At 63.5% G+C, this 24,964-nt stretch carries 25 protein-coding genes; 15 read left to right on the top strand and 10 right to left on the bottom strand.

The window, feature by feature from the left end; translation table 11 throughout:
- Positions 1-10 precede the first annotated feature (10 nt).
- Both adeC and ABDB84_RS18650 read left to right on the top strand, forming a co-directional pair.
- Positions 11-1,435, top strand: a complete 1,425-nt coding sequence (gene adeC, locus ABDB84_RS18655) for an AdeC/AdeK/OprM family multidrug efflux complex outer membrane factor (protein ID WP_345921288.1) — start codon at positions 11-13, stop codon at positions 1,433-1,435.
- A 34-nt stretch (positions 1,436-1,469) separates the two neighbouring features.
- Positions 1,470-2,078, top strand: coding sequence for a TetR/AcrR family transcriptional regulator (locus ABDB84_RS18650; RefSeq protein ID WP_345921287.1), 609 nt, complete (start codon positions 1,470-1,472; stop codon positions 2,076-2,078).
- 11 nt (positions 2,079-2,089) lie between these two features.
- On the opposite strand, the gene ABDB84_RS18645 is transcribed toward ABDB84_RS18650, so the two are convergent.
- Both ABDB84_RS18645 and ABDB84_RS18640 read right to left on the bottom strand, forming a co-directional pair.
- Positions 2,090-3,499, bottom strand: coding sequence for a heavy metal sensor histidine kinase (locus ABDB84_RS18645; protein ID WP_345921286.1), 1,410 nt, complete (start codon positions 3,497-3,499; stop codon positions 2,090-2,092).
- Positions 3,496-4,173, bottom strand: a complete 678-nt coding sequence (locus tag ABDB84_RS18640) for a heavy metal response regulator transcription factor (protein WP_345921285.1) — start codon at positions 4,171-4,173, stop codon at positions 3,496-3,498. The genes ABDB84_RS18645 and ABDB84_RS18640 overlap by 4 nt, the downstream gene beginning before the upstream one ends.
- A 132-nt stretch (positions 4,174-4,305) precedes the next feature.
- On the opposite strand from ABDB84_RS18640, the gene ABDB84_RS18635 reads away from it, so the two are divergent.
- Genes ABDB84_RS18635 through ABDB84_RS18615 form a run of 5 tightly spaced genes read left to right on the top strand, consistent with a single transcriptional unit; the run spans position 4,306 to position 10,794 of the window.
- The gene (locus ABDB84_RS18635; protein WP_345921284.1) at positions 4,306-5,553 is read left to right on the top strand and encodes a TolC family protein; all 1,248 of its coding nucleotides are present in this window, start codon (positions 4,306-4,308) and stop codon (positions 5,551-5,553) included.
- On the top strand, positions 5,550-6,071 hold the full coding sequence (locus ABDB84_RS18630) for a hypothetical protein (RefSeq protein WP_345921283.1): 522 nt from the start codon (positions 5,550-5,552) through the stop codon (positions 6,069-6,071). Before ABDB84_RS18635 ends, ABDB84_RS18630 begins: the two co-directional genes overlap by 4 nt.
- Positions 6,068-7,183 carry an efflux RND transporter periplasmic adaptor subunit gene (locus ABDB84_RS18625; protein WP_345921282.1) on the top strand — a complete coding sequence of 372 codons (1,116 nt, stop codon included), beginning with the start codon at positions 6,068-6,070 and terminating at the stop codon, positions 7,181-7,183. The genes ABDB84_RS18630 and ABDB84_RS18625 overlap by 4 nt, the downstream gene beginning before the upstream one ends.
- 4 nt (positions 7,184-7,187) lie before the next feature.
- The gene (locus tag ABDB84_RS18620) at positions 7,188-10,292 is read left to right on the top strand and encodes an efflux RND transporter permease subunit (protein ID WP_345921281.1); all 3,105 of its coding nucleotides are present in this window, start codon (positions 7,188-7,190) and stop codon (positions 10,290-10,292) included.
- Positions 10,293-10,326: 34 nt separating this feature from the next.
- Positions 10,327-10,794, top strand: coding sequence for a hypothetical protein (locus ABDB84_RS18615; protein WP_345921280.1), 468 nt, complete (start codon positions 10,327-10,329; stop codon positions 10,792-10,794).
- 10 nt (positions 10,795-10,804) lie between these two features.
- Here the strand turns inward: ABDB84_RS18615 and ABDB84_RS18610 are convergent, their stop codons facing one another.
- A complete protein-coding gene (locus tag ABDB84_RS18610; RefSeq protein ID WP_345921279.1) occupies positions 10,805-11,557 on the bottom strand; it encodes a class I SAM-dependent methyltransferase in 753 nt (250 codons plus the stop codon).
- A gap of 124 nt (positions 11,558-11,681) precedes the next feature.
- Between ABDB84_RS18610 and moaA the strand changes: the two genes are divergently transcribed.
- From moaA to ABDB84_RS18585, 5 genes are all read left to right on the top strand, one after another.
- The gene (moaA, locus tag ABDB84_RS18605; protein ID WP_428715106.1) at positions 11,682-12,755 is read left to right on the top strand and encodes a GTP 3',8-cyclase MoaA; all 1,074 of its coding nucleotides are present in this window, start codon (positions 11,682-11,684) and stop codon (positions 12,753-12,755) included.
- A 5-nt stretch (positions 12,756-12,760) separates the two neighbouring features.
- Entirely contained in the window at positions 12,761-13,054 is a 294-nt protein-coding gene (locus ABDB84_RS18600; RefSeq protein ID WP_345921278.1) for an immunity 53 family protein, read from the top strand.
- A 38-nt stretch (positions 13,055-13,092) separates the two neighbouring features.
- Positions 13,093-13,647: a molybdenum cofactor guanylyltransferase MobA gene (gene mobA, locus ABDB84_RS18595; protein ID WP_345921277.1), complete on the top strand. Its 555-nt coding sequence runs from the start codon at positions 13,093-13,095 to the stop codon at positions 13,645-13,647.
- Positions 13,648-13,988: 341 nt separating this feature from the next.
- Complete coding sequence (locus ABDB84_RS18590) at positions 13,989-15,182, top strand: AAA family ATPase (RefSeq protein ID WP_345921276.1); 1,194 nt, start codon at positions 13,989-13,991, stop codon at positions 15,180-15,182.
- Positions 15,179-15,760, top strand: coding sequence for a DUF4276 family protein (locus ABDB84_RS18585; protein ID WP_345921275.1), 582 nt, complete (start codon positions 15,179-15,181; stop codon positions 15,758-15,760). Before ABDB84_RS18590 ends, ABDB84_RS18585 begins: the two co-directional genes overlap by 4 nt.
- 13 nt (positions 15,761-15,773) lie before the next feature.
- Here ABDB84_RS18585 and ABDB84_RS18580 read toward each other — a convergent pair whose 3' ends face one another.
- Genes ABDB84_RS18580 through ABDB84_RS18560 form a run of 5 tightly spaced genes read right to left on the bottom strand, consistent with a single transcriptional unit; the run spans position 15,774 to position 20,029 of the window.
- Positions 15,774-17,114, bottom strand: coding sequence for a DNA recombination protein RmuC (locus ABDB84_RS18580; protein WP_345921274.1), 1,341 nt, complete (start codon positions 17,112-17,114; stop codon positions 15,774-15,776).
- The gene (locus ABDB84_RS18575) at positions 17,111-17,713 is read right to left on the bottom strand and encodes a DUF1003 domain-containing protein (protein WP_345921273.1); all 603 of its coding nucleotides are present in this window, start codon (positions 17,711-17,713) and stop codon (positions 17,111-17,113) included. Before ABDB84_RS18575 ends, ABDB84_RS18580 begins: the two co-directional genes overlap by 4 nt.
- Before the next feature lie 39 nt (positions 17,714-17,752).
- Positions 17,753-18,292 carry a YaeQ family protein gene (locus ABDB84_RS18570; RefSeq protein WP_345921272.1) on the bottom strand — a complete coding sequence of 180 codons (540 nt, stop codon included), beginning with the start codon at positions 18,290-18,292 and terminating at the stop codon, positions 17,753-17,755.
- A gap of 16 nt (positions 18,293-18,308) precedes the next feature.
- Positions 18,309-18,539 carry a sulfurtransferase TusA family protein gene (locus ABDB84_RS18565; protein ID WP_345921271.1) on the bottom strand — a complete coding sequence of 77 codons (231 nt, stop codon included), beginning with the start codon at positions 18,537-18,539 and terminating at the stop codon, positions 18,309-18,311.
- A gap of 32 nt (positions 18,540-18,571) precedes the next feature.
- Positions 18,572-20,029 carry a M48 family metalloprotease gene (locus tag ABDB84_RS18560; protein WP_345921270.1) on the bottom strand — a complete coding sequence of 486 codons (1,458 nt, stop codon included), beginning with the start codon at positions 20,027-20,029 and terminating at the stop codon, positions 18,572-18,574.
- A gap of 61 nt (positions 20,030-20,090) precedes the next feature.
- On the opposite strand from ABDB84_RS18560, the gene moaC reads away from it, so the two are divergent.
- From moaC to ABDB84_RS18545, 3 genes are all read left to right on the top strand, one after another.
- Complete coding sequence (moaC, locus tag ABDB84_RS18555; RefSeq protein ID WP_345921269.1) at positions 20,091-20,600, top strand: cyclic pyranopterin monophosphate synthase MoaC; 510 nt, start codon at positions 20,091-20,093, stop codon at positions 20,598-20,600.
- A gap of 321 nt (positions 20,601-20,921) precedes the next feature.
- Entirely contained in the window at positions 20,922-22,442 is a 1,521-nt protein-coding gene (locus tag ABDB84_RS18550) for a CYTH and CHAD domain-containing protein (RefSeq protein WP_345921268.1), read from the top strand.
- 42 nt (positions 22,443-22,484) lie between these two features.
- Positions 22,485-22,937: a SixA phosphatase family protein gene (locus ABDB84_RS18545; RefSeq protein ID WP_345921267.1), complete on the top strand. Its 453-nt coding sequence runs from the start codon at positions 22,485-22,487 to the stop codon at positions 22,935-22,937.
- A gap of 188 nt (positions 22,938-23,125) precedes the next feature.
- Here the strand turns inward: ABDB84_RS18545 and ABDB84_RS18540 are convergent, their stop codons facing one another.
- Both ABDB84_RS18540 and ylqF read right to left on the bottom strand, forming a co-directional pair.
- Positions 23,126-24,049 carry a DMT family transporter gene (locus ABDB84_RS18540; RefSeq protein WP_345921266.1) on the bottom strand — a complete coding sequence of 308 codons (924 nt, stop codon included), beginning with the start codon at positions 24,047-24,049 and terminating at the stop codon, positions 23,126-23,128.
- On the bottom strand, positions 24,046-24,960 hold the full coding sequence (gene ylqF, locus ABDB84_RS18535) for a ribosome biogenesis GTPase YlqF (RefSeq protein ID WP_345921265.1): 915 nt from the start codon (positions 24,958-24,960) through the stop codon (positions 24,046-24,048). Before ylqF ends, ABDB84_RS18540 begins: the two co-directional genes overlap by 4 nt.
- Between the last annotated feature and the right edge of the window lie 4 nt (positions 24,961-24,964).

The following is a 24,964-nucleotide window of genomic DNA, read 5'->3' as shown; positions in this document are numbered from 1 at the left end:
GGACATGAACATGAACAGGATCACTCTTCTGAGCTGCTGCGTGGCCGCCCTCCTGCAAGGCTGCGGCACCCTCGCTCCGGACTTCGAGCGCCCCGCCGCCAGCGTTGCCAATGACTGGCCGCAAGGCCAGGCCTACAAGCCGAGCACGTTCTCGGCGCAAAGCACGGTTGCCGAGCTGGGCTGGCGCGACTTCATCGCCGACGACAACCTGCGCCAGCTGATCGAACTGGCACTGGCCAATAACCGCGATCTGCGCGTCGCCATCCAGAACATCGACAAGGCACGTGCGCAATACCAGGTCCAGCGCGCCGATCTGGCGCCGAGCGTCAAGGTCTCGGCTGGCGATACCGCGCAGCGCACGGCAGCCACGCTCAGCGGCACCGGTGAGCCGAAGATCTCGCGTCAGTACAGCGTCGGTCTGGGTTTTGCGAGCTATGAGCTGGACTTCTTCGGCCGTGTGCGCGACCTCAAGGACGCCGCGCTGCAAACCTATCTGGGCACCGAAGACGCACGCCGCAACACCGAGATCAGCCTGATCGCCGAAGTAGCCAATGCCTATCTGACGCTCGCCGCCGATCAGGCCCGCCTGAAGCTGGCGCAAGAGACCTATCGCAGCCGCAGCGAGTCACTCAAACTCACGCAGCGCAGCTTTGATCTGGGCGCCAGCTCGGCCGTTGCGCTGAACCAGGCGCGCAGCAGCAGCGAATCAGCACGCGCCGACATCGCCAGCTACACCACCCAGGTGGCGCGCGACGAAAACGCCCTGACCCTGCTGGTCGGCACTGCCCTGCCGCGCAGCCTGCAAGTACGCGATCTGGAACAGAGCGTGGTGACCACACGTGAGCTGCCCGCCGGCCTGCCCTCGCAGGTCCTGCAGGCGCGGCCCGACATCATGCAGGCCGAGCGCAGCCTGCGCGCAGCCTATGCCAATATCGGCGCGGCGCGCGCAGCCTTCTTCCCGAGCATCACGCTGACCGCCTCGACCGGCAGCGCCAGCAGCAGCCTCGACGGGCTGTTCAAGGACGGCTCGGGCACCTGGAGCTTCGCACCGCAGCTCAATTTGCCGATCTTCGACCTCGGTCGTCGTGAAGCCAATCTCGATATCGCCAAGCTCAATCGCGACATCGCCGTGGCGCAATACGACAAGGCCGTGCAGACAGCCTTCCGCGAAGTCGCCGATGCGCTGGCGCAGCGCGGCACCATCGACGAACAGCTGGCCGCACAGGCTGCCGTAGTGGCCGCCAGCAGCGAGAGCCTGAAGCTCACCGATGCGCGTCAACGCGCGGGAATCGACAGCTACCTGGCGCTGCTTGACGCGCAGCGCACGCTCTACTCCGCGCAGCAAAGCCTGATCACGGTGCGTCTGGCACGTGAGAGCAACTTGATCACGCTGTACAAGGTGCTCGGCGGTGGCTTGCAGCCTGGCAAGAGTTGAATCGCGCCATGGCTACGTGTCGAGGGAGTGGGGAATGAGCAAGGAGATTCGCAAACATCATGACCCCGAGCGCGCCGAAGCACGGCGCAATCAGGTGCTGGATGCGGCAGCAGAATGCTTCCGCCACAAAGGCTTCCACGGCGCCAGCATGGCCGAGATCTCCAAACTCGCCGGCATGAGCGCCGGCCACATCTACAACTACTTCGCCAGCAAGGACGAGATCATCTTCGGCATCGTCGACCGCAATACGCAAGACATCCTGCAGCGCATGCAGGATGTCGCCAGCGGCGGACGCGATGCCTACGATGCGCTGATTGAGCGCCTGCCAATCACCATCGAAGAAAATACCGATCTTGAGCACGTGGCGCTGATGCTCGAAGTCAGCTCCGAAGCCGCACGCAACGCCAGCGTACGAGAACGCCTGCACGCTGCGGACAAAGTGCTCAGCGCGCGCCTGGAGGAGCTGCTCAGCTCCAGCAAGAAGATCCCGGCCTTCCAGGCCGACCCGCAGCGACACGCTCGCGTGGACATGCTTATTTCATTGTTTGAAGGTATCCGTCATCGTGCGCTCCATAACCCTGAGCTTGACCGTCAGGCGCTGCTGGAGTCGATGCGCAAGGTGATCGCTGCCATCCTCACCTGATCGCGCCGGCTTCAGCCTGGCACACTGGGCAACAGCAGCTCGAAGCAGATCTGCCCGCCCGCTCCGGAGGCGCACACTTCGCCGCCATGCACGCGCGCAATCGAACGCGTGATGGCCAGCCCCAAGCCGGCCCCGTCACCCGTCTCACGGCGTGCCGGATCGGCGCGGTAGAAGCGGTCGAAGAGACGCTCCAGATCAGCAGGCAGTTCCTTGCAGGCGTTTTCCAGACGCAGGCAAGCCTGCGTCTCAGTCTGCGACATGCTCAAGCGGATCAGGCTGCCAGGCAGCGCGTAGCGGATCGCATTGGAGAGCAGATTGGACAGCGCGCGGCGCAGCATCAGCTGATCCCCCTCGACCAGCGCCCCGCCCTGCTGCTGCAGACTGAGCTGCCGCTCATCGGCCAGCGCTTCGTAGAACTCGAACAGCTCAGCGACCTCGTGCTGCAGATCGACCACTTCACGGCGCGGCACGATCAGCCCGTTGTCCGCCTTGGCCAGGAACAGCATGTCGGCAATGGTGCGCGCCAGACGTTCGTACTCTTCGAGATTCGAGGCGAGCACCTCGCGGTACTCATCAGCACTGCGCGTCTGGCTGAGCATGACCTGGGTCTGCATCATCAGATTGCTGACCGGCGTACGCATCTCGTGCGCCAGATCCGCTGCGAAAGCGGACAAGCGCTCGAAGGCATCGCGGAGGCGATCGAGCATGGCATTGAACGAACTGGCGAGGTCTTCCAGCTCGCTGGGCACCTGCTCGGCCAACAAACGCGTGTTCAGGCGCTCGGCGCTGATCTGCCGGGCCAGCTCGGCAGTCTGCTGCAGCGGCCGCAAACCGGTGCGCGCCACCAGCCAGCCCAGACCGAGCGCCAGCAGCGAGGCGAAGGCCAGCAACAGCATCAAGGCCAGCTTGAGCCCGGCGATGAATTCACGATGATGCTGGGTATCGACGCTGACCGCGATGATGCTCTCCGGGTAGCTCGCATCGGCCGGCAGGCGCAGTGCCAAGCCACGCAGCTCGCCATGATGCGCAGACCACTGCTGCAGCGGCGTGTCCTCGACAGCACTGCGCGCGGCGCGCAACAAGTCAGGCGGGAAATCCGCCATGCCATGCACATAGCGCGGGCGCTCACCCTCGAAGAAGCCCAGCGAGAGATGGTGATGGCCGACCAGGGCATCATCCAGACGCTGCGGCAATTGCGCGAGGCTGGCGCTGCTGCGCGCGTTCTGCACCAGGTGCGAGACCAGCTCCAGCTTGCCGCGCATATCAACCACATCGAGTTCGATGAAATGCTGATCGATCACGCGCAGCATGTAGATTGACAGCAGCAACAGGATCAGCGAAGTCGACGCGCCGTAGAGCAGCGCCAGCCGCAAAGTCAGCGAACGGCCGATGGCACGCAAACGGATCGCAGGGCGTTTCACGCTGCGCGGACCTCCAGCACATAGCCCATGCCGCGTACGGTGTGGATCAGGCGCGTCGCAAAGGGCTCGTCAACCTTGCTGCGCAGGCGCTTGATGGCGACATCGACGACATTGGTGTCGGAATCGAAATTCATGTCCCACACCTGGGAGGCGATCAGCGCACGCGACAAGACCTCGCCCTCGCGCCGCATCAGCAGCGCCAGCAAGGCGAACTCCTTGGCGGTCAGGTCGATGCGTGTACCTGCGCGCGTGGCGCGACGCTTGAGCAGATCAAGCTCCAGATCGGCAACGCTGAGCCGCTCCGGCTCCTTGTTCTTGCCACGCCGCAGCAAGCTGCGGATGCGCGCCAGCAATTCGGAGAATGCGAAAGGCTTGACGAGGTAATCGTCGGCGCCCAGTTCGAGTCCGCGCACGCGCTCGGCCACATCGTCGCGCGCGGTGAGAAACATCACCGGCAGATCATGCCCGGCCTGGCGCAGCGCCTGCAGGACATGCCAGCCGTCGCGCCCCGGCAGCATCACATCGAGCACGATCAGGCTGTAGTCCCCGCTCAGCGCCAGATGCAAGCCGTCCTCGCCATGGCGTGCGAGGTCCACCACAAAGCCCGCTTCGCGCAGCCCTTGCAGCAGGTAATCGCCCGTCTTCGGTTCGTCTTCGACGATCAGTAGTCGCATGCTGCGCACTATAGCGAGGCGGCACGGCTTTGATGTGGCATTTTGCGCAGATTACAAACTTGTAATCTGCATGTCAGGCGACTGTTGCCCAGCGCTTGGCACAGTAGGCGGACTATTCGACAGGATGCCGCCGTGCCCGCCCTGCTCCACCGCTCTCCGCCACAGCTCAGCCTTCACCTGCGCCCGCCGCTCATGCGCTGCGCACTCGTCTGCGCGCTGATCCTGCCCAGCGCAGCAGCGTGGTCCGCACCGGATCTGCACGAAGTGCTGGAGCAGGTCTGGCAGCGCGCAGTGGCCGGCCAGCTGGCTGAAGCACACCGCAGCGAAGCGCTGGCCAACTCACTGGCGGCCAGCAGCATGCTGCCCGAGGCGCCAAGCATCGCGCTGGCGCAGCGCAGCGATCACTTCAACCAGGGGCGTGGCTTTCGCGAACGCGAGCTGGAACTGTCCCTGCCGCTGTGGCTGCCCGGCCAGCGCGAGGCGCGCATCAAGCTGGCAGAAGGCGAAAGCGCCGATAGCCTGGCTAGCGCCGCCGTGGCGCGCCTGCAACTGGCCGGCGAACTGCGCACACGCCTGTGGGACTGCGCCGCCACGCGCAGCGAACGCGAGCTGGCCGAACAAGCGCTCAGCACGGCAGAACAACTGGAGCAGGATGTCGCACGCCGCGAAGCGGCCGGCGAACTGGCGCGCAGCGAACTGCTGCAAGCCCGCGAAGAAACACTCAGCGCGCGGCGCGCCCTCGGCGACGCCCGTTTGCGCGAACGGCAGGCGCTGGAGCGCTACCGCCTGCTGAGCGGCCTGAGCGAACTGCCAGCGCAGTTCGACGAAGCCATCGCCACCGACACCGCCGGCCTGCACCCGCTGCTGCAACAGGCAGCCAGCGCCGTGGGCCGCGCACGCGCCCAGCTGCAGCTGAACCGCGAGAGCGAACGCGATACGCCCGAGCTGAGCATCGGCTGGCAGCAATCGCGCGACAGCTTTGCCGAGCCCAATCGCAACAGCCTGCGCCTCGGCCTGCGCATCCCCCTGGCCAGCAGCACGCGCAATGCCGCCCAGATCGCCACGGCCAATACCGCCCTGCTGCGCGCCGAGGCCGAACAGCGGCAAATCCGCGCCGAGCTGGAATCGGCCCAGCGCGAGGCGCAGCTGCAGCTCGATAGCGCCGAACACAACGAGGCCCTGGCGCAGGCGCGCAGCAAGCTGGTCGATGAACGCCTCAGCTTGCAGGCACGCGCCTTCGCACTGGGCGAGCTGAGTCTGGCCGAGCTGCTGCGCACCCGCCGCGCCGCCAACGAAGCCCGCCTCGACGCGCGCCGCGCTGCGCTGGCGCTGGCCGCCGCACGTGCCAATCTGAACCAGGCGATGGGAGTTTTGCCGTGAGAGTTTTCCTGTTAATGCTGATCGCCGCCCTGGCGCCAGCCGTCCTCGCCCACAATGGTGAAGACCATGGCGATGCGCCGGTCGCACAAGCGCAGACCGCAAGCCCGCGCTTTGAAGCGCGCAGCGAGCTGTTTGAAGTGCTGGGCCTGCTGCAAGCGCAGCAGCTGATCGTCTACATCGACCGCAGCGAGAGCAATGCGCCGGTCGCCAATGCGCTGATCGAGATCGAATCGGGCAGCTTCAAGGCCAGCGCCCGCAGCGATGCGGATGGCATCGCACGGCTGCCCGCCGGGCCGCTGACCCAGCCCGGCCAGCACGCGCTGATTCTCAGCCTCAGTGCTGGCGAGGAGAGCGATCTGCTCAGCGCCAGCTTCACGCCTGGCGCTGCAGACAACGCTTCACCCAGCACCACGCCGAGCGCCAGCCCGCGCCGCGCCATCCTGCTCGCCGGCAGCGGCGTGCTGGTGCTGATCGCCGCCGGCGTGCTGGTCGTCCTGATCAAACGGAGGGCCGCATGAAAATCGTCCTGATCCCACTGCTGCTCATCTTTTCGCTGGGCCTGCAGGCGCACGATGGCGAAGACCATGGCGCCGCGCCCGCCGCACTGATCGCAGGCGATGGCGCACAGCGCCTCACCGATGGCAGCCTCTTCGTGCCCAAGCCGGTGCAACGCAGCCTGGCGATCCGCACCCAGAGCGCGCAATCGGGCGAATACCCGCGCATCATCGAGATGTCCGGCCGCGTGATCGCCGACCCCGGCAGCGGCGGCCGCGTGCAAGCAACCCAGGCAGGCCTCATCGAAGCCGGTCCGGGCGGACTGGCACAGCTCGGCCAACGGGTCAGCAAGGGCCAGGTGCTGGCCGTTCTGCACGCCACGCTGGACCAGGCCAGCCAGGCCGACCGGCAGGCCGCGCTGATCGAACTGGCGGCGCAGATCGATGTGCAGGACAAGCGCCTGGCACGCCTGAACCAGCTCGAAGGCAGCGTGCCGCGCAAAGACCTCGAACAGGCGCGCATCGAACTGCAGAGCTTGCAGGCGCGGCAGGCCGGTCTTGCCCGTGCGGTCGATGCGCGGATCGCGCTGCGAGCACCGGTGAGCGGCGTGGTGGCGGCCAGCCAGGTGCTGATCGGGCAAGTCGTCGAGGCGCGCGAGACGCTCTTTGAAATCGTCGATCCGCGCCGTCTCGCGGTGGAAGCCCTGGCCTTCGATCCGCAAGTCGTCAACGGTCTGGGGCGCGCCTCGGCGCGTCTCGGCGACACGGCCGATGGCGTGATCACGCTGGACTTTCTCGGCGCTGGCCGCAGCCTGCGCGAGCAGGCCTTGCCGGTGCTGTTCCGCGTCCGCCCGCCCGCCAGCGGCGCCCTGCCAAACCTGGCGCTGGGGCAATCACTCAAGCTACAGGTCGAAACCGCGCAGCGACACAGCGGCATCGCCGTGCCGGTTGAGAGCATCGTGCGCAATGCGGCCAACGAGAACATGCTGTGGTTGCACACGCAGGCTGAGCGCTTCGTCGCACGGCGCGTGAAAACCCAGCCGCTCGATGCCAAGCGGGTACTGGTGATCGAAGGCCTGCAAGCCGGCGAACGTGTAGTCACGCAGGGCGCCAGCCTGCTCAATCAGGTGCGCTGAGACGATGTTCAAACAGCTTATCGATATCAGCCTGCGCCAGCGCTTGCTGGTGCTGGGCCTGGCCCTGGTCCTGATCCTCGGCGGCAGTCTGGCGGTGCTGCGCACGCCGATCGACGTGCTCCCCGATCTGAACAAGCCGATGGTCACCTTGATGACCGAGGCCGGCGGCATGGCGCCGGAAGAGGTGGAACAGCTGGTCAGCTTGCCGATCGAGGCGGCCATCAATGGCCTGCCCGGTGTGACACGGGTGCGCTCGGTGTCGGGCATCGGCCTGTCGGTGGTGTATGTCGAGTTCGACTGGGGCAGCGACATCCAGCGCAATCGCCAGCAAGTGAGCGAACGCCTCAGTCTGCTCCGCCAGCAGCTGCCGGCCGGCATCGAGCCACAGCTGGGCGCGATCTCCTCGATCATGGGTGAAGTGCTGCTGCTCGCCTTGCCGGCTGATCCGGCGAAGATCAACCCGATGCAGGTGCGCGAGTATGCCGATTGGGTCGTGCGGCCGCGCCTGCTGACGGTGCCCGGCGTGGCACAGGTCATCGCCATCGGTGGCGAGGTACGGCAGCTCCGCGTCAGCCCCGACCCGGCGCGTCTGATGGCGGCGCAAGTCAGCCTCGATCAGCTGCGCCAGGCACTGCAGAACTTCGGCCACAACTCGGCGGGCGGCTTCGTCGATGCTGGCGCGCGCGAATACCTGATCCGCAATATCGGCCAGAGCAGCCGCCTGGAAGATCTGCGCCAATTGCCGGTGGCCACCCGCAATGGCCAGGTGATTCCGCTGCAACAGGTCGCCGATGTCAGCTATGCCGCAGCACTCAAGCGCGGCGACGCCGGCTACAAGGGCCAGCCAGCGGTGATCCTGTCGGTGCAGAAACAGCCGGGCAGCGACACCGTCAAGCTGACGCGCCAGCTCGAAGCAGTAATCGACGAGCTGGCCGCCAAGCGCCCGGCGGGCGTCGAAGCGCCGCAGCGCCTGTTCCGCCAAGCGAGCTTCATCGAGCATTCGGTGAGCAATGTCGAGGAAGCGCTGCGCGATGGCGCCATCATGGTCAGCATCGTGCTGTTCCTCTTTCTCGCCAACTTCCGCACCACCTTCATCTCGCTGACGGCGATTCCGATCTCGCTGCTGATCAGCGCCCTGGTGTTCCACTATCTGGGTTTGTCGATCAATACCATGACCCTGGGCGGCCTGGCGATTGCCATCGGCGAGCTGGTCGATGATGCCGTGGTCGATGTCGAAAACGTGCTGCGCCGCCTGCGCGAAAACCGCCAGCGGGCAAAGCCGCTGAGCGTGCTGGCCGTGATTGCGGCGGCCTCGAAGGAAGTGCGCGCCAGCGTGGTGTGGGCCACCTTCATCGTGGTGCTGGTGTTCATCCCGCTGTTCGCCCTGCCCGGCATCGAAGGGCGGCTGTTCACGCCGCTGGGCATCGCCTACATCGTCTCCATCCTCGCCAGCATGCTGGTGGCAATGACGGTGACGCCCGTGCTCTGCTACTACCTGCTGCCGCGGATGAAGCAGCTTGAACACGGCGACAGCCGCCTGGTGCGCTGGCTCAAACGACAGGATGCGCGCCTGCTCGCCTGGTCCTTCACGCGCAGCCGCAGCCTGCTGGTGCTGGCCTTGTTCGCCGTGCTGCTGGCAGCGGCCAGCCTGCCCTTCATGCCGCGCGCCTTCCTGCCGCCTTTCAACGAGGGCACGCTGACCGTCGGCATCAGCCTCAAACCGGGCAGCTCGCTGGCGGAATCGAATCGCATCGGCAGTCAGGCCGAGCGCATCCTGCTCGGCGTGCCCGAAGTCGTCCAGGTCGGCCGCCGCACAGGCCGCGCCGAGCTCGATGAACATGCCGAAGGCGTGCATGCCAGCGAGATCGAGGTCGAACTGCGGCCCTCGTCACGCAGCCGCGAGGCGGTGATTGCCGAGATCCGCCAGCGCCTAGCGGTGCTGCCCGCCAGCCTGAGCGTGGGGCAACCCATTTCGCATCGACTCGACCACCTGCTCTCCGGCGTGCGCGCACAGATCGCGCTGAAGATCTATGGCGATGATCTGGACACGCTGCGCAGCCAGGCCGCCGTGCTGCGTGATCGGCTCGCCCGGGTGCCGGGGGTGAGTGATTTGCAGATCGAGAAGCAGGTGTTGATCCCGCAGTACAAGATCCGCATCGACCAGGAAGCCGCCGCCCGCCATGGTCTGCCCAGCGGCCAGCTGCAGGCCGAGCTGGAACGACTGCTGCAAGGCGAGGACATCAGCCACATCATCGACGGCACGCGGCGCTACGCGCTCAATCTGCGCCTGCCCGACTCGGCACGCAGCGCCGAGGGCCTGGCCAATCTGCTGATCGCCACGCCGAGCGGCACGCTGCCGCTGTCGCGCCTGGCGCAGATCGAGGAAGACAGCGGCCCCAACCAGATCGGCCACGAGAATGCGGCGCGGCGCATCATCCTGTCGGCCAATACCGATGGCTCGGACATGGCCCGGATCGTCGCCGACATCCGCCGCGAACTGGCCGCCAGCCCCCTGCCGCCGGGCTATTTCAGCGCGCTTGAAGGCCAGTTCCAGGCGCAGGAAGAAGCCAGCCAGCTGATCGCCCTGCTCGCCGCCATCGCCTTGCTGCTGATCTTCATCGTGCTCTACTCGCGCTATCGTTCGGCGCTGCTCGCCGGCATCGTGATGGGCAATATTCCGCTGGCCCTGGTCGGTGCGGTGATCGCGCTGTGGATCTCCGGCCAACCGCTGTCGGTCGCCGCCCTGGTCGGCTTTGTCACGCTCACCGGCATCGCAGCACGCAATGGCATCCTCAAGATCAGCCACTACATCAATCTCTGCGCCTTCGAGGGCGAAGTGTTCGGTCAGGCGATGATCGTGCGCGGCTCGCTGGAGCGCCTGACGCCGGTGCTGATGACCGCCCTGGTCGCCGCCTTCGCGCTAACCCCCTTGCTGATCGCCGCCGATGCGCCGGGCAAGGAAATCCTCCACCCGGTAGCGGTGGTGATTTTCGGCGGCCTGATCAGCTCGACCCTGCTCGACACCCTGCTCACCCCGCTGATGTTCTGGCGCTGGGGCCAGCGCCCGCTCGAACGCCTGCTGGCCGGGGAACGCGAGGATACTTTCTGATTTCCCGATCAAGCTTTCACCCTGGAGTCTCACCATGAAAACCTGCCACGCCCTGCTGTGCTCACTCGCCGTCCTCGCCGCGCCCTGGGCGCATGCCCATTCCGACGAATACCTCGACAGCCAGCCGACGCCGCATGGCGGCCAGATGCACATGGCCGGCGCCTACCACTTCGAGCTGGTGCTGGTCAAAGACAGCAAGGAAGCGCGCGACAACACGGTGCTCGTCTATATCACCGACCACGCCATGCAGAAGATCCCCAGCGCGGGCGCCAGCGGCAACGTCACCCTGCTGTGGGGCAAGGAGAAAAGCAGCGCGGTGCTCAAAGCCGATGGCGATAACCGCCTGAAGGGCACCGCCCGCTACGCCTCGCTCGCTGATCTGAAAGCCGTCGTCGCCATCAGCTTCCCCGGCAAAGGCACCGAACAGGCGCGTTTCACGCCGCTCGCCAAATCGATGTCGAGCGCGGCCAGCATGTCAGGCATGAGCGGGCATCAGCACTGAGCGGGCGAGCTCAAGCCGGCTGCAATTCGACGAAGATCTCGGCCGCCAGCTCGGGCATCTCCTTGCCGAGCGCGTAAAGCCCGTCGAGCACAGCCGGCGTCGCGACGCCGGAAATGGCATCCATCTGCGCATGGGTAAATGGCTTGAGAAAATAGCCCCCTTCGACCAGCAGCTTGAAGCCTGCCGCCAGGCTCACGGCACGCAAGTGCTCCGCATCAAACACGCGCGCTTGCTGAAACATCTGGTTGCGTGCGCTCAGCGCGTGGATGGAGTCGATCAAGCCCATGCTGCGCGCCAGGCGCCGGTGCATTGAAGCCGCGTTGGGAACATTGATATGCACCCGTGTATGCGGCCCGCACATGCGTCGCAGGGCTGCGAGCAAGGCCGCTGCATCAGGCACTTCATGCAGCAAGCTGCTGCAGATGATCAGCTCGGGTTCGCCCGCGCAGGCTTGGCGAACCGCATCGACCGCCTCTTCGGCGAAAGCCTGAATCAGTTGCGGGCGCGCTGACAGCGCACGGGCGCGGGCGACAAAATCGGCCGCCGGTTCGACGATCAGCCACTGCCGCACGCGTCGCGCAAAATCATCGAGCTTGTCGCACAACAAGTCGGTCCCGCAACCGATCTCCACCACCTGCGCAGCGTTCAAGTCCCGCAGGCGTTCGAGCAGCATGCGCTGACGGTAGTGCACCATCACCGACTCGAAGCCGGCATCGGCCTGATAGGCCTGTTCGTAGTGGGCGATGCGTTGTTGTTCACTCATGCTGAACCTTGGCGTAATGGTCGATCTGCGAGCATCTTACCCGCAGCGCCACCCCGGACAAGGCTTGTGAGCCCCGGCACATCGACCGATAATGCCAGCTCACTTGCTCACGCCCGCATCGCCCGTGTCCGACATCCACCGCATTCCGCTCTCCTCGCTGCTGCGTCCCGTCCGCGCAGGTGCCACGGCGCCGCTCGACCGCCTGCAGCGGCCTTTGCGCGACCTGCGTATCTCGGTCACCGACCGTTGCAACTTCCGCTGCACCTATTGCATGCCGCGCGAGCGCTTCGGCCGCGACCACGCCTTCCTGCCGCGTGAGGCGCTGCTGAGCTTCGAAGAGATCAGCCGCGTCGCAAAAGTGTTTGCCGATCTGGGCGTCGAAAAGATCCGCCTCACCGGCGGCGAACCCCTGCTGCGCAAGGATCTGCCCAAGCTCGTCGAGATGCTCGCCGGCATTCCCGGCATCGAGCTGACCATGACCACCAATGGCGGCTTGCTCGCGCGCCACGCGCAAAGCCTGCGCGATGCCGGCCTGCAGCGCATCACGGTCAGCCTGGACGCGCTCGATGAGGCAACCTTCCAGCGCATGAGCGACAGCGAACGCCCGCTTGCCGAAGTACTGGCCGGCATCGAAGCGGCTGACGCAGCCGGCTTCCGCCCGCTCAAGATCAATATGGTGGTCAAGCGCGGCGTCAATGATCACGCCATTCTCGACATGGTCCGCCACTTCCGCCACAGCGGCCACATCCTGCGCTTCATCGAATACATGGACGTTGGCGAGAGCAATGCCTGGCGCATGAACGAAGTGATGACGGCCAGCGACATCCTCGCCCGCATCCACGCCGAATACCCGCTCGCCCCCATCGCCGCCAATTACAGCGGCGAAGTCGCCCAGCGCTATCGCCTGCTCGACGGCAGCGCCGAGATCGGCGTCATCGCCTCGGTCACGCAAGCCTTCTGCAGCAGCTGCACGCGCCTGCGCCTGTCCCCCGAAGGCAAGCTGTTCAGCTGCCTGTTCGCCACCCAGGGCCATGACCTGATCACCCGCTTGCGCAGCCCGCAAAGCAACGACGCTGCACTGGCCGCCTGGATCGCCAGCGTCTGGCGCGCCCGCCAGGACCGCTACTCGGAGCTGCGCGGCAGCGGCACACACAGCGCGCAGGGGGAGAAGATCGAGATGTCATACATCGGCGGTTAGATCAGATGAATGAGCTATCTAGGCTTCAGTCTTGGTACGCAAACCAATGTAACGGCATCTGGGAACACAGCTATGGCTTGTCTATTGAGACGCTTGATAATCCAGGCTGGTGCTTGACCGTAGACCTAATCGACACGGATATCTTCGAGCTTTCATTCATTGAGCTTAAACGCGAAGCAATCGAGTCTGATGATGACTGGCTTGTCTGTCGAGTTGAGGATGGCCGTTTCAGAGGCCATTGCGGTCCGGCGAATCTTCAAGAGTTGCTTTCCATCTTCCTAGATTTTGCAGGCGCCTGATGGCCGACTCCTCGCTTGATTCGGTATCTATCCCAGGAATGAGCATCACCGGCCTGATCCTCGCCGGCGGTCAAGGCAGCCGCATGGGGGGTGTCGACAAGGGCTGGGTCGAGTTCGAGGGGCGCAGTCTGGTCGAGCGCCTGCTGCCGCAACTTGCCGCGCAGGTCGATAGTGTGATGATCAGTGCCAATCGCAATCTTGCGCAGTACGCTGCGCTGGACGTGCCGGTGGTAGAGGATTTGCGCAGCGATTACGCCGGCCCGCTAGCGGGCATCGAAGCGGGGCTTGCCGCCAGCACCGGCGACTGGCTGCTCACCTGCCCGGTCGATACGCTGAATCTGCCCGGCGATTACGCTGCACGCATGCAGGCCGCCGCGCCCGCCGTAGCGACGCTCGCGGGCCGCATGCAGCCAGTATTCATGCTGATCCCGAAGAGCGCCCTGCCCGCCTTGAGCGCTTATCTCGACGCGGGCGAGCGCAAGGTCGGCAAGTGGGCCGAGCAGCAAGGCTTGCGGCCGGTGAGCTTTGACGATATTCCCGGCGCGCTGAGCAATCTCAACGACTCCCAGGCGCTGCAGCAGGCGCAGCAGTAAACGGAAGTGCTAGCCATGGGAAGCAGTAAAACTCAACTCACCTCCGAATCATCCAGCAACACGCAGGCAGTGTCATTATCATCACGAATGCATCAAATACATTCTCCACTCAATCGTACAACTTGATTTCATTAGTACATATTGGGTGAGGCGCTGGAGCACAAGCAAAAAAACAGCTACAACTTCAGGCGTACTCACAACTGTCCTCATCAGACACATCAATAAATGGCAAAGAAGATCAGTACGGACTCAAATCCACCGACAACATCAACACTGAATCAACCGCGCATATCTAACTCACAGACGCACACTTAATGCGTAATTTTACAAAAGGTTTCGCCATGAAAATCGAATCAATTCGGCTTAAGAACTTCAAGGCATTCCGTGATGTGCACCTAAAAGACATCCCCTCCTTTCTTGTCGTTGTTGGCGCAAATGGCGCAGGAAAATCAACGCTATTTGACGTATTCGGATTTTTACATGATTGCTTGAAAGCAAATGTTCGCCAAGCTCTAGACAAGCGCGGTCGCTTTGCTGAAGTTTTGAGCCGCGGTTGTGACCCGAAGAAAGACACAATTCTCATCGAGCTACAGTACCGAATGGAAATTACCGGTGTAGAACGCCTAGTAACATACTCACTGGAAATTGGCGAAAGAAACCTCTCGCCTGTCGTACATAAAGAAGTTCTACGCTATAAGCGCGGGAGATACGGCAGCCCATTTCATTTTCTGAGTTTTGCTGAGGGTGAAGGCTATGCCATCACCAACGAAGAAGAGTTCAACAAACCGGACGAGGAACTAGAACGAGAAACCCAGCGAGTAGCTCCCGACACCTTAGCTATCAAAGGCCTCGGACAATTTGAACGCTTTAAGGCAGCCAACGCATTCCGGAGCCTTATCGAGAACTGGCACGTATCAGACTTCCATATCAGCGCTGCGCGCGGACGCAAAGATGCCGCTGGAGAAACGGAACATCTATCAGAAACTGGGGATAATTTACCCTTGGTTGCACGCTATCTTCACGAGCAACATAAAGAAATATTTGGTCGAATCCTTGCGACAATGACCAAACGCGTACCAGGAGTGTCATCCGTCGAACCTAAGCTAATGGATGACGGCTATCTCACGCTGAGATTCCAGGACGGATCTTTCAAAACGCCATTCTTGGATCGTTATGTATCCGACGGCACAATCAAAATGTTTGCATACCTTGTGCTATTACACGACCCTAGCCCTCACCCATTACTGTGCGTAGAAGAGCCCGAAAATCAGCTCTATCCTCAACTAATGGCTGAGCTAGCAGAGGAGTTTCGCAGCTATTCAAATCGCGGGGGGCAAGTCTTCGTGTCAACCCACTCGCCCGACTTTTTGAACGCCCTTGAGCTAGATGAGGTTTGCTGGCTTGTCAAGCAGAATGGCTGTACGGAAATACACCGCGCACGCGACAACACGCAGATCGCAGCTTACGTTGCAGAAGGCGATCAGCTAGGCTACTTGTGGAAACAAGGCTTCTTCGATGGAGTCGACCCACAATGAGAGAGTTAGTCTTTTTGCTGGAGGAGCCGTCTGCCAAAGCAATGCTGGAAACCCTGCTGCCCCGAGTCCTGAAAGAAGACACAAAAGTTCGGTGTATTTCGTTTGAGGGAAAACAGGATCTAGAGAAACAGCTAATGCGCCGAATTCGCGGATACCAAAATGAGCAGGCACGCTTCATAGTACTGCGCGATCAAGACAGTCATCCGGACTGCAAGGCCGTAAAAAACAAACTACTGACGTTGTGCGCTGCATCAGGAAAGTCCACACGGTGCTTGGTTCGGATTGCATGTCGAGAGCTTGAAGCTTTTTATCTCGCAGATTTGCAAGCGGTGGGGCAAGCGCTAGGCATCAGCAATCTGGTTCAACACCAGCACAACAGAAAATTCAAAGCCCCTGACGAACTAGGAAGCCCTAGCCGAGAATTAAAAACCTTGACGAGCAATCGCTACGAAAAAGTGGCTGGATCTCGTGCAATCGGCCGACACCTTGAACTCGACAACTCCCGTTCGCCAAGCTTTCACAATTTGGTTACAGCCATTCAACGTTCCGAAGCAGAGCTTCTAAAAGAAGAAAGATAAAGGCAACGCTTGATCAATCCCCCGGCGCGTCGAGCAGCTTGGCCACATCGTCGAGCTGTACCGACTCGATCTTGTTGAAGTGGCTGGAGATTTTCTTGCTGGAGATGTGCACGTCCTCCACATCTTTCTGCGCCAGACGGATGTGGTCGGCGAGCTTCTGCATGCGCTGGTCGAACAGGCCGAAGTCCTTGGCCAGCTTGCCCAGCGCGTCCTTGATGAGGTGGATCTGCTTGCGCGTTTCCACGTCCTTGAGCACCGCACGCGCAGTGTTGAGCACCGCCATCAGGGTGGTCGGCGAGACAATCCAGACGTGCTTGTTCTGCGCGTAGCTGACGAGGTCCGGGTGGTAAGCGTGGATCTCGGCGAACACCGCCTCGGCTGGCACGAACATGACGGCGCCATCCGAGGTCTCGCCCGCCACGATGTACTTGTTGGCGATGGCGTCGACGTGGCGCTTGATGTCCTGCTTGAACAGGCTTTGCGCAGCATTGCGTTCGAGTTCGCCCAAGCCCGGCTCGAACATGCGATGGTAATTTTCGAGCGGAAACTTGGAATCCACCGCTACGCGCCCGGTCGGGTCGGGCAGCTTGAGCACGCAGTCAGCGCGCACGCCCGAGACCAGCTGGCACTGGAATTCGTAAGCGTCGGGCGGCAAGGCGTTGATCACCAGCGCTTCGAGCTGTACTTCACCGAAAGCGCCGCGCGCCTTCTTGTCGCCCAGCAGCTCCTGCAGGCTGACCACATTCAGGGTCAGATCGCCGATCTTCTTCTGCGCTTCGTCGATGGTCGCCAGGCGCGCCATGACATTCGCAAATGTCTCGTTGGTCTTCTTGAAGCCTTCGTCGAGCCGCTGATTGACGACGCCGGTGATCGCATCGAGGCGCTCATTGATCGCCAGCGTCAGCGCCGCCGTGCTCTCGCTCTGTTGCAGCACCGCCTTGCGCAGCCCATCCTGCAGCAGCTCGCGGTCGGCACGGGCGTTCTCGCTGAGCTTTTCCAGGGTTTGGGTGAGCATCTCGGACTTGAGCAGCTCCTGTCGCTGCAACAAGCTGCTGGAGAGTTCGCTGAGCTTGAGCGCGGTGTCGCTCGCCTGTGTGCTGATCAAGGTCTGCATCGCCAGCTGCAGGGCCTGCATGGCTTCGCGCGTGCTGCGCAACTCACCCGCCACGAGGCCGCGCAAGCGCTCGGAATGATCGGTCTGCGCGGCGCTGATGCGGTCACCCATGCGATCCAGACCGGCATGCAAGTCAGCGAGCATGGCGCTGTGGCCGCGAGCCAGCGCGGCGCGCACCGCCAGCCACAGCGCGGCCACGCCGAGCACCAGCAGCGCGGCGATGATCAGCAGTTCATTCACGATGTGCGCTCTGCTCCAGCGCCGGCCTGCGGCGCGGCAGCTGGAGCCGCCGACTCCGCACCTTCAGCCACACGCAGACTGCGCTTGATCTGGTCCAGATCGCTCAGCACCTGCCAGGTGAGGTGATCGAAGCGCTTGTGCAGATCGGCAATCGATGCCTCTGATTTGAGATTGACCTCGAAGTCGCGAATCATCGTCAGCCGGTCGCGTGCAGCCTGACGGTTCTGCGACATCATGATGATCGGCGCCTGCAAGGCGGCGGTCATCGACAAGACCAGATTGAGGAAGACATAGGGATACGGGTCGAACGCCTCGTTGCGCAGCACCTCGGTATTGAGCACGGCCCAGGCGACCAGCACGAAACTGAAAAGAATGATGAACTTCCACGAACCGCCGAATTCCGCCACGCGGTCAGACAGACGCTCACCGAAGGTAATGCCTTCCTCGCTGAGCAGATTGGCATTGGGGTCGGTATTGGAGGCCTGGATGCGCCGCGCAATGCGCGCCAGGGAACGCCGCTCGTGCTCGCTCAGGGCACCCACGCCGGAGTGCAGCAAATGCTCCGCGAAATGGCGGATTTGTCGATCATCACGCTTCATCGCTCTATCCTCGAATGTGGTGCAGGGAAGCTGCCGCCTTCAATCCAGGCGGAGTCTCTGCGGTTTGATCTGTATGGTGTCGCGCTCGGCGGCGATCATCAGTTCGCCGTCCTGCAAGGTGCATTGCAGCTTCATGCCGCGCTCGACCAGGGCCACCATGGCGGCACAGGCCTCGGCCTCAATCAGCCAGACAGCCAGCTTGTCCTGTTTGGCAAAGGCCTTGGCATTCTGCTTCCACCAGATGTCAACCGCGCGACCGTAGGCATAGATCAGCACCTCGTCGGCACGGCCACAGGCTTTGCGGATGGCACGCTCTTCAGGCTGGCCGACTTCGATCCAGCGCGTCACCGCACCGGTGAGGTCGCGGTCCCACAGCGCGGGTTCGTCCTCGCTGGAGAGCCCCTTGCCGAATTCCAGCGATTCGCTGGCATTGAGCACGAAGGCCAGCAGGCGCACCATCATGCGCTCGTCGGTCTCCGAGGGATGACGGGCCAGGGTCAGTGTGTGATCCTGGTAGTAGTGACGATCGAGATCGGCGATGCCGACTTCTGCCTTGTAAACAACGGAACGCAGCGCCAAAACGTGGGCTTTCCGCTTACTTGCGGCGGATCAGGAAAACGAATTCGTCGCCCTGTTCGCCGGCAGGCAGCAATTCATGACCGGTCTGGCGCGCGAAGGCATCGAAATCCTTGACGCTGGCCGGGTCCGTGGTCAGCACACGCAAGACCTGACCCGAGTTCATGCCGGCCAGGGTTTTCTTGGTACGCAGAATGGGCAAGGGGCACTTGAGGCCACGGACATCGAGTTCCTGATTGTGCGTCTGCATCGTGCTTTTCCTCTGTAAAACTGCGCTCGCCGCTATTCTAGCTTGTCTGCGAGCTTCTCTTTCTGTTTCGCACGCAACTCGCGCAAGCGGGCGTCGATTGCGCTCTGCGTGAAGTAATCGCCGGCACCGCTGCGCTGCGCCAGACGCAGCTGCTGGATGGCGCCTTCCAGATCGTCATTGAGCACGAACAGCTCGGCCTGCGCGCGCTGCTGATCGGCGGTTTTGCCCTGCGCGGCATAGGCCTTGGAAAGTAGCACGTGCCAACGCACATCGCCGGGCGCATCGACAATCGCATCACGCGCCAGCTGCGCAGCCAGATCAGCCTGGCCGATCTCGATCAGCGCCAGCGCACGCGACAGCTGCAGATAGTGCGCTGCCGGGTAACGCTGCAAAGCCGCCTCGCAGATGGCCGCCGCCTGAGCGACCTGGCCCTGGGCCGAGGCGACATCGGCCGCCAGCATTTCGACCAAGGGAGACTCGAAACGCAGGCTGCGCAATTGAGCCAGGGCCTTGGCCGCCTCGGCCGGATTTTTCTGGCGCAATTGCACACGGGCGATGGCGTACCAGCGTGCCGCCTGATCCTGCCGCCGCGGCGCGCTGGCCGACTGGATGCGCAGCAGCGCATCACGCGGTGTGCCATTCATGGCGTCAAGCTTGGCGCGGGTCAGCACATAGTCGTTGCTGTCGGCGACGCTATGCGGCACCAGCATGCTGGCGCGCCCCTGCATGTCGGCGATCCGCTCGGAGGTCAGCGGATGGGTGCGCAAAAAAGCCGTGTCGCTGCGCTCGCTGCCCGCCACGCGGGCCAGACGTTCGAAGAAGTTTTCCATGCCGCGGATGTCAAAACCTGCGGCGTTGAGGGTCTGGAAGCCGACGCGGTCGGCCTCACGCTCGAAGCTCTGCGAGAAGCTGAGCTGGTTCTGGATCATTGCGGCCTGTCCCGACATCACCGCCGCCTGGCCGATGTCGCCGCCACTCTTGCCGCGCCCGCCCACCAGCAAGGCCACCAGCAGACCCGCAACCAGGGCGATGGTGCCTGCCCCCTGCGAATCCACCATGCGCACAATATGTTTTTGCTCGACGTGACCGATTTCGTGCGCCAGCACACCGGCCAGCTCTGACTCGCCCTGGGTCAGCGTGACCAGGCCCGAATGCACGCCGATGTAGCCGCCGGGCATGGCGAAGGCATTAACGGTATTGTCATTGAGGGCAAAGAAATTGAAGTCCTGCGGCGGAAAACCGCTGGCCTGCACCAGGCGACGGCCCAGCGAATTGAGGTAGTACTCGATTTCCGGATCGTCGATGTAGCTGCTTTCGTCCTGGCGGATCTGGCGCATCGCCATCGCCCCGATGCGCCGCTCACGCGACGGCGACAAAGCTGCGCTGGCCGGATCGCCCAGTTCGGGCAGCTGCGCCAGCACGGGCTCCAGGGTCAGGCTCACAACGAGCAGGCAGGCCACTGCACGGCGAAGGAAACGGAGTGTTTGCATGCGCGTATGATAGCGCCGTCACCCCGTGCCCCGCGGCACAACTTGTAACAAAAGACAAAGCATGAGCAAGCCAGAAGACCACAGCTCCGACGCCGCACTGACGCATTTCGATGCCGCCGGCCAGGCCCATATGGTGGATGTCGGCAGCAAGCCGGAGACGGCCCGCCGCGCCATCGCCAGCGGCGCCATCCGCATGCAGGAATCAACCTTGCAGCGCGTCATCGCAGGCAGCGCGGCCAAGGGCGATGTGCTGGGCATCGCACGCATCGCCGCGATCCAGGGCGCCAAGCGCAGCAGCGAGCTGATCCCGCTCTGCCACCCGCTGCCGCTCACCCGCGTGGCCGTCGATTTCGAGATCGACACCGCAGGCAGCCGCGTGCTGTGCACCGTCACCGCCGAGACCACCGGCCGCACCGGCGTCGAGATGGAAGCGCTGACCGCCGTCAGCGTCGGCCTGCTGACCATCTACGACATGCTCAAGGCAGTCGATCGCGGCATGCAGATCGAATCGATCCGCCTGCTCGAAAAGCTTGGCGGCAAGTCCGGCCACTGGCGCGCCAGCGAGGCTTGAAATCCAAGCGGCTGTTCGCGATCTCTTAAGTACCCATCTCAGACTGGAAAAAGACTGTCTTTGACGCCAAGGTCGCAAAGAAAAGCGAAGATTCGCCAAGGGCATCAAGTCGGAAATCATCCCCTTGTCTTGCTTTGCAGACCTTGTCTTGTTTTCTTCGCGTCCTTCGCGTCAAAAATTCAAACCTTAAAAGATCATGTACAGGCTCTAAGCACCGAACGCGATAGATGGAATCGGGCAGGCGCGCTATAGTCCGCGCTCCCTGATTCTTGGCGCAGCATACCTCCGGCCTGTCGCCGGCCCGTGCCGCGCCTCACCCCGATGGCACTGGAAACCGAACTCAAGCTGAGCTTCCCGCCGCAGGCGCTGGCGCAGATCCAGCAACACCCGCTGATCAGCGCAACACGCAAGCTGGGCCGCGCACAGACGCTGGAAAACACCTATTTCGACACGCCGGACCTGATGCTCGGCACTTACCGCGTCGCCCTGCGCACCCGGCGCATCGGCCGCCAATGGCTGCAAACCGTCAAATGCGCGGCCAGCTCGTCCGGCGGCTTGTCGGCGCGCCCCGAGTGGGAACAGGCGTTCAGCGGCCAGTTCGATTTCAGCGCGGTCGATGACGAACATACGCGCAGCCTGCTCGAAAGCCATGCCGCCGACATCGTGCCGCTGTTCGCCACCGTGTTCCGCCGCGAGACGCGCGAATACGCACCGCGCGCGGGCCTGCGCATCCTGATCATGATCGACAGCGGCAGCGTGCAGGCCAGTGGCCGCGAAGCGCCGATCTCCGAACTGGAACTGGAGCTGGCCGAAGGCGAGGCCAGCGATCTCATCGACTTCGCCCTGCAACTGGCGGCCGACCTGCCCCTGATGCCCGAGGACGCCAGCAAGGCCGAACGCGGCTACAGCCTGTTCCACAACACCGCGCCACGCGCCCAGCGCAGCCGGCGCGCCGATCTGCAGCCGGAGATGTCGCTGCACGCCGCCTTCATGCGCCTGGCGCTCGAACAGCTGCGTTGCTGGCAGGCCAATGCGCTCGGCGCCCTGCAGTTCGAAGACCCCGAATTCGTTCATCAGCTGCGCGTGGCGCTGCGCCGCCTGCGCACCTTGCTGCGCATTTTCGCCGCGCACTTGCCGCTGGGCTTTGCCGGCCACTGGCAGCTGCAACTGGGCCAGCTGGCCAATGACATCGGCCAGGCCCGCGACCTGGACGTGCTGCATCACAGCGTGCTGGCGGCGCCAATCAGCGCGTCCGGCGCACCCGATTGCCAGGCCCTGCTGGCCCAGCTCGACGCCGCTGCGCGCAGCGCCCGCGAACAAGCACGGCGCAGCCTGCAGGCCGCCAATAGCCGCGTCTTGCTGCTGCAATTCCTGCGCGCCCTGCACACCTTGCCGGCGATGGATCAGCAGCAGAACCTGCAGGAATTCGCCCGCCACAGTCTGCGCCAGCTGCACCAGCGCGCCTGCAAACGCCTGGCCAGCGCACGTGATTCGCAACAGGAAGCCGATCTGCACCGCCTGCGCATCGCCTGCAAGCGCCTGCGCTACGCCAGCGAATTCTTCGCCAGCCTGTTCGGCAAGCACACCCTCAACACGCATCTGCGCGCCCTCGCCCAGGTGCTGGAGCAGCTTGGCGAGATCAACGACATCAGCGTCGGCCGTGCGCGCCTGCAGGACTGGCAGAACGCTCATCCGCCACTGGTCCCGAGCATCACCTGGGTGGGCGGCTGGCATGCGGCGCAGGCCGAACGCCGTGCCCGCCGCGCGATCAAGACCGCCGCCGAATGTCTTGATGCCGAAGCACTATGGAAAAAATGCCGTAACGCAAAGCAGGCAAAATAACGCCCTCTTCTTTGCGTTCATCTCTGGACTCCGCACACCCACATGGATCTCCTGCTCTGGCGTCACGCAGAAGCTGCCGATGGCAGCCCGGACGAAACCCGCCCACTGACCACCAAGGGTCTCAAGCAGGCGCAGCGCATCGCGCACTGGCTGGACGAGCACGCGCCGAGCGATCTGCGCATCCTCGTCAGCCCGGCGCTGCGCACACAACAAACCGTGCTGGCGTGGACCAAGCGCTTCGAGATTTGCGCCGATGTCAGCACCCGCGCCGATGCGCCGGATCTGCTCGCCGCCACTGGCTGGCCCACCGCCGGCGGCGCGGTGATGGTGGTCGGCCATCAGCCCACCCTGGGCCGCGTGGCCTCGCTGCTGCTATCGGGCATCGATGAGGAACTGAGCTTCCGCAAGGGTGCGCTGTGGTGGTTCAAGCTGCGCGAGCGCGACGATGAGGAACAGGTGGTACTGCGCGCCGTGGTGTCGGCCGACATGCTTTAGGAGGGGCTAGGGGCTAGGGGCTAGGGGCTAGGGGCTAGGGCGTCAGCGTAGTGGCTTTTTCTCCAACGCACGCCCAGCGTGCGCTGATTTTCCTCTAGCCCCTAGCCTCTAGCCCCTAGGGCGTGTTCACATTCACGCGCCGGTTGCGCGGTGAATGTGAACACGCCCTAAACCCCAGCCTCGCGCGATCAAGCCCTCTCCCGCGTCACCAGCCAGATCCCGCCGCACACCAGCAGCAGCGCCAGCAGGTATTTCCATTCGAGGATGTTTTCGTCGAGGAATAGCGACGAGAGCAGCGTGCCGAAGACCGGCACGAGGAAGTTGAACATCGTCACCAGACCGACGCGGTTGTACTTGAGCAGCAGGCTCCACAGCGCGAATGCCGCCGATGAAAGCAGCGCCAGATAGGCGAGCAGCGCGCTCGACAACCAGCCGAAGCCACTTAGCGAGCCCCCCACGGCGTAGCCGGCGAGCAGCAGCAAGGCGCCGCCGATGCTCAGCTGCCAGCCGGTCATGACGACACTGTCCATGCCTTGCGAGACGCGCTTGCCGTAGATCGAGGCGGCCGCCAGCAGAAAGGCGGCGATCACCACGAAACCCTCACCGAGCAGGGTGAATTCGAAATCCAGGCCGTCCCGCCCGACATTCACCAGCATCACGCCGGCAAAGCCGATCAGGCAGCCGAGCACGCGCGGCCAGCTCAGGCGGTCGTCGCGATAGAGGAAGTGCGCCAGCAGCACGCTGAAAAAGGTCGTCGTGGCGTTCATGATCGCGCCTTTGGCCCCCGTGGTGTAGGCCAGGCCGACGTAGAAGAAAACATACTGGATCGCCGTCTGGGTGAGCCCCAGGGTGAACAGCTGGCGCCAGCCGCCAGGGCGGATGTCCAGCACCGGGCGACGGCTGATTAACGACATCAGCAACAGGAGCAGGCCCGCCAGCACGAATCGATAGCCGGCAAACACCATCTTGCCCGGCACATCGGTTGCCGCGATATGGAACAGCGCGTAGCCGTTCTTGATCGCCGGGTAAGCGCTGCCCCACAGCAGGCAGCAGAAACTTGCACAGAAAACCACCACCCAGGGCCGGGTGAAGAACTGCCGGCTTGAATTCACGCTTCGTCGGTCTCGGGGCTCGTATCGTCCTGCACCGGTTCGGCCACGGCGGCTGCGGCAATCATCTGCGCACGGCGCTCGGGCGTCTCCAGGCTGATATTGCCGATAACGCCGGTGCGGTAATCCTTGAGCAGGGCCAGCGCCGCCTTGCCCAGATCCAGCTCGCCGCCCCTGACGCGCCAGGCACGCCGCGTGGCGATGCGCTCGATCAGCGAGACGCCATCGAGCCCTGCCACATCGAACCCGTAACGTTGGGCGAGCAGGCCGGGGTAGTGTTCGAGCAGCAGATTGCCGAGAAAAGCCGCCACTTCGTCATCGATCACCGCATTGGTGCCGATGGCGTGACTGGCCGCCAGCATGTAGCCATCACTCGGATAAGCGATCTTCGGCCACATCAGGCCCGGCGTGTCGATGATCACCGTGCTGCGGTCGATTTCCAGACGCTGCGCAGTCTTGGTCACCGCCGGAATATCACCGACGGCCGCGACCTTGCGCTTCATCAGCGCATTCATCAGGGTCGATTTGCCACAGTTGGGGATGCCCATGATCATCATGCGCAGCTGCTTGTCGGGCGTGCCACGCGTCGGCGCCAAGCCGCGACACCAGCCGACGATCTTGGCCACATCAGACGCTTTCTTGAACGACACCGCCGCCGCCTTGACGCCCGGCATGCCGTTGTAATGCGAGATCCAGGCCTGCGTCACGCGCGGATCGGCGATGTCCGCCTTGTTGAGCAGCTTCAGACAGTTGCGCTGGCGGAAGCGGCGCAGCTCTTCGATCATCGGATTGCTGCTCGCGGCCGGCAGGCGTGCGTCGACCACTTCGATGACCACGTCGGTGAACTCCATGTTCTCGGCGGCCTTCTTGCGCGCCGAGTTCATGTGTCCGGGGAACCATTGGATGGAGGCCATTGCT

The organism is Uliginosibacterium sediminicola, assembly GCF_039631295.1.
Classification (GTDB): Bacteria; Pseudomonadota; Gammaproteobacteria; order Burkholderiales; family Rhodocyclaceae; genus Viridibacterium; species Viridibacterium sediminicola.
This window is presented reverse-complemented; position numbering and strand designations above follow the sequence as displayed.